Raw genomic sequence first — 7,797 nt, 5'->3', positions numbered from 1 at the left:
TCCATCGGCACGTGGTCGACATCAGCCTGGTACGAACGGAAGATGACCATGGCGGTGACGTAGCTGGGACCCTCGGACAGCACGACGTCACCGGGGTTGAGAAACAGCTTGCTCACGAGTTCTAGGGCGTGCTGCGAACCGGTCGTGACGACGACATCGTCGGCATTGGCGCGAATTCCCTCGAGTGCCATCACATCAAGGATCTGCTCCCGGAGTACGGGAACTCCCTGACCAGAGCCATATTGCAGCGCGACAGCGCCCTGCTCGGCCATCACCTTGGACATCGCATTCGTGACGAGATCGTTGGGGAGGGCGGCCACGTACGGCATTCCTCCGGCGAGGGAGACGACCTCGGGCCGACTGGCCACGGCGAAGAGAGCACGCACCTCAGAGGCCTTGAGCCCCGCGGCTCGTTCGGCGTAGTGGTGATACCACGGGTCGAGGTTGTTACCGGCCTGGAGGGAGCCCTTTTTAGTCACGTCACTTCCGTTCTGGTGAGGTCTTAATCGTATGGGGTACGAGCGGTACCGCGGGAACACCCCTGAAATCACGAAAAAACCCGCCCGGCGTGAGCCGGGCGGGTTCTCCTAATCGAACCGTCGGCTACGCGAGGTAGGCGGCCAGGTCGGCTTCGAGGGCAGGCTTCGGCTTGGCGCCGATGACGGTCTTGACGACCTCGCCCTTCTGGAAGACCTTCATCGCGGGGATGGAGGTGATCTGGTACTTGGCGGCCAGGGCCGGGTGATCGTCGACGTTCAGCTTGACGATGTCGAGCTTGTCCGCGTGCTCGGACGCGATCTGGTCGAGGATCGGGCTGACGGCGCGGCAGGGGCCACACCACTCAGCCCAGAAGTCCACCAGAACGGTCTTCTCGTTGTTGATGACTTCCTGATCGAAGTTTGCCTCTGTTACGGCGCGTGCAGTCATGTGTTTCTCCTTAATTGGTAATTGGTGCGAGTTCAGGTTCGCCAGCCGAGGCCAGCAAGTCGTCGGGGAGGGTGCTGAGGTAGTGCTCCGCGTCGAGCGCTGCGGCACAGCCGGAACCGGCAGCCGTGATGGCCTGACGGTAGCTGGAGTCGATCACGTCGCCGGCGGCGAAGACACCGGTCTGGCTGGTCTTGGACGACCGTCCGGCGACAGCGATGGTCCCCTCGGGGGTCAGGTCCAGCTGACCGTGCACGAGGTGCGTACGCGGGTCATTGCCGATGGCGATGAACACACCGCCCACTGGAAGGGAACTCTCCGCCCCGGTGATCGTGTCACGCAGCTGGAGACCGTCTACGGCCTCCGCGCCGGCAATGCCGACGACCTCGGAGTTCCAGACGAACTCGATCTTGTCGTTGGAGAACGCTCGTTCCTGCATGATTTTGGATGCGCGCAGCTCGCTCTTACGGTGGATGACATAAACCTTCTCAGCGAAACGCGTGAGGAAGGTGGCCTCCTCCATGGCGGAGTCTCCGCCGCCGATGACCGCGATCGTCTTGCCCTTGAAGAAGAAGCCGTCGCAGGTGGCACACCACGAAACGCCGCGGCCGGACAGGCGCTCCTCGTCGGGCAACCCGAGCTTGCGGTAGGCGGATCCGGTCGCGAAGATCACCGAGAGTGCCTCGTGTGTCTCGCCATTGCCCAGCGTGACGCTTTTGATGGCACCAGTGAGGTCGAGGCTCTCGACGTCGTCGTAGACGACCTCGGTACCGAAGCGCTCGGCTTGTTCCTGCATCTTCGTCATGAGGTCGGGGCCCTGGACGCCGTCGGGGAAGCCGGGGAAGTTCTCGACGTCGGTCGTGTTCATCAATTCGCCGCCGGCCTCAACCGAACTGGCGATGAGCAACGGCTTCAGGTTGGCACGGGCGGCATAAATGGCAGCCGTGTAACCGGCCGGACCTGAACCGATGATGATGATCTGGCGCACGCGCACTCCTAGCAATCGACGTAAAAATTTGGGAAACATCCGGCCTTATTCAGCTACTGCCCGATACAACACATCCTAATCGGCTCGTATTCCTACCCCCCATTTGCTCCCCAGGTGCACAGCGCGCGCACAGGCTGGCCTCTGTCACGGACGCGCCGCGGCAGTCACCGGCGGCTGAACCGGGCCAGTACGGGCGTGAGGAAGGCACTGAGCTCTGCGCTGCGCATGACGAGCAACATGCCGAAGTAGGCGGCGCACATGACGAGGCCGATGATGGCCATCGAGAGGATGGCCGTCAACCGGCCCGAGAGCGCAAATCCGTCTTCCACGGTGCCGCCCAGCAGAACGAGCAGCACCACGCCAAGAATCACCGGGACGACGGCCGCCGTGAGGTAAGTCACGAGGCTCCGCAGAATGCGTCGCCCGTCGATTCCGTCGAGCCGCTTGCGGAGCAGCACCGCGGCAAGCCCCGTCTGCAGGATTCCCGAGAACGTGATGACAGCGGCGATACCGACCGCGATCCAGTCGGTGGGCAGGAAGGCGCAGCCCAGGACGCCGACGATGAGGATGGCGACCTGGAACAGCGTGAAGAAGAATGGAGTGCGGGTGTCGCCGAGAGAATAAAACGTGCGCTGCAGGACGAACAGAATACAGAACGGCACGAGGCCCAGGATGAAGGCGATGATGACGTTGCCGATGCCCTGCACCTGGTCGAAAGGACTCACAAACACGGCCGCGAAGGGGTAGGCGCAGATCGCGATGACGGCGCTCGCGAGCACGATCAGCAGGGCCGTGCCCCGAATCGCGCTTGAGGCATCCGTTCTCACCAGCGCCCACTTACCCAGGGCGGCATGTTCGCTCATGCGCGTGAAGTAGGCCGTGGCCACCGAGACGGTGATCACCGAGTGAGGCAGCATGAAGATGAGCCAGGCCGTGGACAACACGGCGACGGATGCCTTGCCGTGAGCAAGCGTGACGACCTGCGTTTCGATGATGCCGGCGATGGTCGTGAGCACGAGCATGCCGAAGGTCCAGCTCGCCATCTTGCCAGCGGCGCCGAGTCCCACGCCGCGAAAGCGGAAGTCGGGCCGATAACGCAGACCGATTCGGTGCCAAAAGTAGAACAACACGAGGGCCTGGGCGACAACGCCGAGGGTGGCGCTGCCGGCGAGAACGGCGACCATCGCTTCGGTGATCTGGGAGGCCGTGCGGTCACCCGAAGGATCGGAACCGAAAATCACGGCGAAGACGAGCAGCCCGGCGATCGCCACGACATTGTTGAGCACGGGAACCCAGGTGAACGGCCCAAAGGACTTGCGGGCGTTCAATACTTCGCCCAGCAGCGTATAGAGGCCGTAGAAGAACATTTGCGGCAGGCACCAGTAGGCAAAAGCCACGGCGAGGGCCTTCTGGTCCTCGGGCAGGTTCAGGCCGATGAAGCCGGTGATGACGGGCGCGAGCAGGGTTGCGGCGAGCGTCGTGGCCGCGAGAACGATGAGTGCGAGGGTCAGCAGCTTGTTGATATACGCGGTTCCGCCGTCGGTATGCAGGCTGGCGCGCACGATTTGCGGCACGAGAACCGCAGTGAGGATGCCGCCGGCAACAATCACATAGATCGTGTTGGGCAGCTGGTTGGCGATCGCGAAAGCGTCTGCGGTGGCGCCGTACTGGCCGATGATTCCGGCAAGCACGATGAGCTTCACGAAACCGAGGATTCGGGACACGATCGTCCCGGACGCGAGGAAGGCGCTCGCGCGTCCGATCCCCCCGGTCGTGGCCGTGTCAGTCATTCGTTGCGGCGACCGGCAGGCCGGTCACGCTGTTCACGGGGTTCGGGCTCATGCTCGACTCCCTCTCGTCTTCACGGATGGTGCGCTCCTTGCGGCGGCGCAGGATATTGCGCCAAATCCCGAATCCGAAAAACAGGAAGGCAACGGAGGCAAGGACCCACGCTCCGATGCCCTCCCAGTCGGCGTGCACGTTGACGGCGATCACGGCCGGTTGGCCGATGACGACACCGGCCGGGGAGTACATGGTCACCCGCAGGGCAACCTCGCCGTTTCCGACGGCAGCGGTAACGGGAACGGTGATGGTCTGGGCAGAGTTGGCATCGATGGTGGCGTCGATGTCGCTTTCCACGAGCAGGCGGCCATTGGACGGAACCACCTGTACGCGCACGGTGACCGGCTGGCTCAATTCGTTGCGGAGAGTGATGGGGATGTCGACTCTGTCCGCAGCGACGTTGATGGGGCCGCGGGTGGTCACGGTGACGGAAGTAAGAACCTTTGTGGCCCCCGCCAGACTCGCGGTCACCTGTTCCGCCCACCGTGCAGGTTTCTGCGCCCATGCGGTGTTCAGAAGGGCGAGCACGTCGAGACGCTGCGGAGCGGTGACGAGCAGGGGATTGCCGACCGAGGCCGAGAACGCCGTTACTTCCGCCTCCCTTTGCAGGAGCTGACGGGCCAGGGTCACGTCCGCTTCTGGTTGAGCCTGCGACCGAAAATCGACCGTCGTCGCGACCGGCGCAGCGATTGCCTGCGCGAGGGTGGCTGGGGTCTCCCAGGCGACACCAGCCACGGCATCGAGGGTCTGACCGATGCGAGTGGCTGATTGCGCGACGTTGCGATCGAACGCGGCCAGCAGAGTGCGGGGCTCACGGGGGTCCTCCGCCGACACGATGGCCAAAAGGGACTGGGCTTCGGCAACGTTCGTGCGCCACTGGGCATCCGTTGTCGCCTGCGCGGCGCGGCTGATGGCGGCACTGAGAGCGTCGTCGGTAACCAGGGCTCGTCCGTCGGAGTACGTGATGAGACTGTTCGGTGTCACGGACGTCTTTTGTCGAACGTTCCCGCCCGAAAGGATCGTGGTCGTGAGGCCATTCGCGGCAAATGTCTTGAGATCGGCCCGCGCCACGTGACCTGACCCCGGCCAAGCGATGTCGGTCGTTGTGTAATTCCAGTCGAGGAGCTCCGCCGTTGTGGGCAGGGTGCCGTCGAAGGGTGCATTGGTGGTGGGTTCTGCTGAGGCGTCGATCGGGGCAACCGTGGCCGTTGGCGATGCGGTTTCTGTCGGTGCGGCAAACCTCGCCGGGTCGAGCAGGTGCTCAAAGGACAGGGGGGCGAGCAGCGTGGCGGCTCCAGCCTGGGCCTCCAGTGACGCATCCGCATCTGCATACCCGAGCGGGAATATATCGTTGGTTGCCCCCGCGAGCCGATCGAGCCACTGCACGGCACTGGCGGGTGCCGCGTTTCCGAGCAGCCGGATCGAGGCGATGATCATCGGATCGATGGCGATAGCGACGGGGCGATTTGTGACCGCGTCGAGTTGGCGGGAGAGCAACCCGGACGGGGCCGTGTAGCCGGCCAGGTCGTCGGAGGAGATCACACCCGACGGACTCGCCGGCGTGGTGAGAGGAAGCGCGGTGGCGACGTTTACCGGCGTCATGTCTTCGCCGAGGTCCCAGACGAATGTGCCGCGGCCCTCCACCGTCACGTCGTCGGCCGTGAGCCTGGCCGCGATGCCGCGTGCGCCCCATGCATTGCGTGCCGTCAGCCCGACTTCAGCGGCCGGAACAGTGACGGGCACAGTGAGGGTCTCGCCAGCGGCGATGTCCGAGGGGGTGGCGGTCGTCAGCAGCACATCCCCGCCGTTCGAGTTCGATGACGGTCGCAGCCAGCTTTCGAGTGCGCTTCGTGTGGTCAGGGCGCGCTGCGCGAGGGCGATGTCCACCGTGCCCACCGGGACGGTGGCGTCGGTGCCGTTTTCTATTGTGACCGTGAGGACCAGCGCTTCGTCCGGGCGCAGGGAGGCGGATGCCGTCGGCGTGACGGAGACCGTCACCTCACCGCTCGTGACGGCGGCCGCTGCCTGCGGAGTGGTGGTGGCCGCCACTGCGGGGGTGCCGAAAAAACCGAGCATCGCGACCACGGCAACGGATGCCGCGAGTCGCCAGCGCCCGGCCGGGCGGCGGGCGGACGTGCTCCGGTTCGCCGGGGGCGCGGGCCGGCGCGCAGGTACAAACTCGGCCATCATGTATCGGATTCTACGGCGTGCGCCCCGTAAGTACGCTGCGTCCACGCGGGCACGCGGTTCGTTCGCGGGATCTCACCCGATAATATGGAGCATATGCAGAGTGTCGCGGCAGCCCTCGAGCGCCTGGGCGATCTGGCTGCGTCCCCCACAATCTCCCGTTTGGCGAACACGTTTGCCGCTGCCGGCCATGAGCTTGCCCTTGTCGGCGGTCCGGTGCGCGACGCCTTCCTCGACCGTCCCATTCATGACCTCGATTTCACAACGGATGCCACACCCGACCAGATCCTGAAGTTGGTCAAGCCGATTTCTGACGCCCAGTGGGATATTGGGCGGGCGTTCGGCACCATCGGTGCGGTTATGGACGGCGAGACCGTGGAAATCACGACGTACCGCGCGGACAGCTATGACGGCGCCACTCGCAAGCCCGACGTGGTCTTCGGCACCAGCCTCGACGACGACTTGATGCGGCGGGACTTTACGGTGAACTCGCTCGCCCTGCGCCTGCCGGCGGTGACCCTGGTTGATCCGTCGGGGGGAATCGACGACCTGCTGGCCGGAGTCCTGCGCACTCCTGCCTCACCCGAGGTGTCTTTCGGCGACGATCCGCTGCGGATGCTGCGCGCGGCACGATTCACGGCCCAGCTGGGCTTTGCCCTCGACTCGGACACCGAGTTCGCCATGGAGGAGATGTGCGAGAGCATCCGCATCATCTCGGCGGAGCGGGTGGGGGAGGAAATCTCCAAACTCCTCCTGGCCGACAACCCCCGTGCCGGCATCGAGGTGCTGATGCAGTCGGGTCTCGCCCAGATTGTGTTGCCCGAGGTTCCGGGCCTTCAGCTCGAAGTCGACGAGCACCACCACCACAAAGACGTTTATCAACACACGCTGACAGTGCTGGAACAGGCGATCGGATACGAAAAGAGCCGGGGCAACCTGGATCCCGCGGGCGACCTGGTCGTTCGCCTCGCCGCTCTGCTGCACGACATCGGAAAGCCGGCCACGCGCAAACTTGAGCCCGGCGGGGTCGTCAGTTTCTACCACCACGATGTGGTTGGCTCCAAACTGGCCAAGAAGAGGCTGCGCGCGCTGCGCTTCGACAACGACACCATCAATGCCGTGGCGCGTCTGGTCGAACTACACCTGAGGTTCTTCGGCTATACCGAGGGCGCCTGGACCGACTCCGCGGTGCGCCGCTACGTTCGTGACGCCGGCGACCAATTGGAGCGGCTGCATATCCTCACCCGTGCCGACGTCACCACACGTAATCGCCGCAAGGCCGACCGCCTGGGTTTCGCTTACGACGACCTTGAGGCGCGTATTGCCGACCTCGCCGAGCGTGAAGAGATGGATGCCGTGCGTCCCGACCTGGACGGCGAGCAGATCATGGCCATTCTCGGTGTGAAACCGGGCCCCGAGGTGGGTGAGGCCTACCGATACCTGCTCGAACAGCGCCTCGACGACGGGCCCATCGGCGTGGAGGACGCCACTCGGCGACTTCAGGCGTGGTGGGCAGCCCGCGCGCACTAATCCCCATACCTGGGTATCCCTGTCGGAACTCAGCATGTGCGGCTCCTCCACAGCACAGGCAGAGCGGATGCTCCGCACACGTTTCCTCGCGGCTGAACGTGTCTGGCTGGACGGTGACACACTCTTCGTAACGGTCCCGGCGCGGAGGGCGCCGCATCCGATGTGGTGAAATGACGCGGCGTCCGGTAGTCTAGGCAGGTTGTCTGTGCGCCGGATTCCCGGCCTCCACGTTTAACACATGCACAACCCTCCTGCTGTAGAAATTCTGCAGCCGTTTAGTCCGAAGGAGGTGGGTTAGTCATGCATCAGTACGAACTTATGGTAAT

General features: G+C 64.4%; 6 protein-coding genes. 1 reads left to right on the top strand and 5 read right to left on the bottom strand.

Translation table 11 applies throughout. From position 1 onward, the window contains the following. From JF66_RS11320 to JF66_RS11300, 5 genes are all read right to left on the bottom strand, one after another. The coding region (locus JF66_RS11320; protein WP_035877975.1) for an aminotransferase class I/II-fold pyridoxal phosphate-dependent enzyme at positions 1-479 on the bottom strand (479 nt) is incomplete at its 3' end. A gap of 124 nt (positions 480-603) precedes the next feature. Continuing rightward, positions 604-927, bottom strand: a complete 324-nt coding sequence (gene trxA / locus JF66_RS11315) for a thioredoxin (protein ID WP_035877973.1) — start codon at positions 925-927, stop codon at positions 604-606. A gap of 10 nt (positions 928-937) precedes the next feature. Continuing rightward, complete coding sequence (gene trxB / locus JF66_RS11310; RefSeq protein ID WP_035877977.1) at positions 938-1,912, bottom strand: thioredoxin-disulfide reductase; 975 nt, start codon at positions 1,910-1,912, stop codon at positions 938-940. A gap of 164 nt (positions 1,913-2,076) precedes the next feature. Continuing rightward, positions 2,077-3,702 (bottom strand): murein biosynthesis integral membrane protein MurJ, encoded by a 1,626-nt coding sequence (murJ, locus tag JF66_RS11305; protein ID WP_035877971.1) that lies wholly within the window; start codon positions 3,700-3,702, stop codon positions 2,077-2,079. Beyond that, complete coding sequence (locus tag JF66_RS11300) at positions 3,695-5,944, bottom strand: DUF6049 family protein (protein WP_035877969.1); 2,250 nt, start codon at positions 5,942-5,944, stop codon at positions 3,695-3,697. The genes murJ and JF66_RS11300 overlap by 8 nt, the downstream gene beginning before the upstream one ends. Positions 5,945-6,037: 93 nt before the next feature. On the opposite strand from JF66_RS11300, the gene JF66_RS11295 reads away from it, so the two are divergent. After that, positions 6,038-7,471 carry a CCA tRNA nucleotidyltransferase gene (locus JF66_RS11295; protein ID WP_035877968.1) on the top strand — a complete coding sequence of 478 codons (1,434 nt, stop codon included), beginning with the start codon at positions 6,038-6,040 and terminating at the stop codon, positions 7,469-7,471. Positions 7,472-7,797: the final 326 nt, after the last annotated feature.

The organism is Cryobacterium sp. MLB-32, assembly GCF_000738085.1.
GTDB lineage: Bacteria > Actinomycetota > Actinomycetes > Actinomycetales > Microbacteriaceae > Cryobacterium.
Note: the sequence above shows the minus strand (reverse complement) of the source record. Positions and strands in the feature narration are given on the sequence as shown.

Coding starts and splice junctions, on each gene's coding strand:
- trxA (WP_035877973.1), bottom strand. CDS start 927: ATGACTGCACGCGCCGTAACAGAGGCAAACTTCGATCAGGAAGTCATC.
- murJ (WP_035877971.1), bottom strand. CDS start 3,702: ATGACTGACACGGCCACGACCGGGGGGATCGGACGCGCGAGCGCCTTC.
- JF66_RS11300 (WP_035877969.1), bottom strand. CDS start 5,944: ATGATGGCCGAGTTTGTACCTGCGCGCCGGCCCGCGCCCCCGGCGAAC.
- JF66_RS11295 (WP_035877968.1), top strand. CDS start 6,038: ATGCAGAGTGTCGCGGCAGCCCTCGAGCGCCTGGGCGATCTGGCTGCG.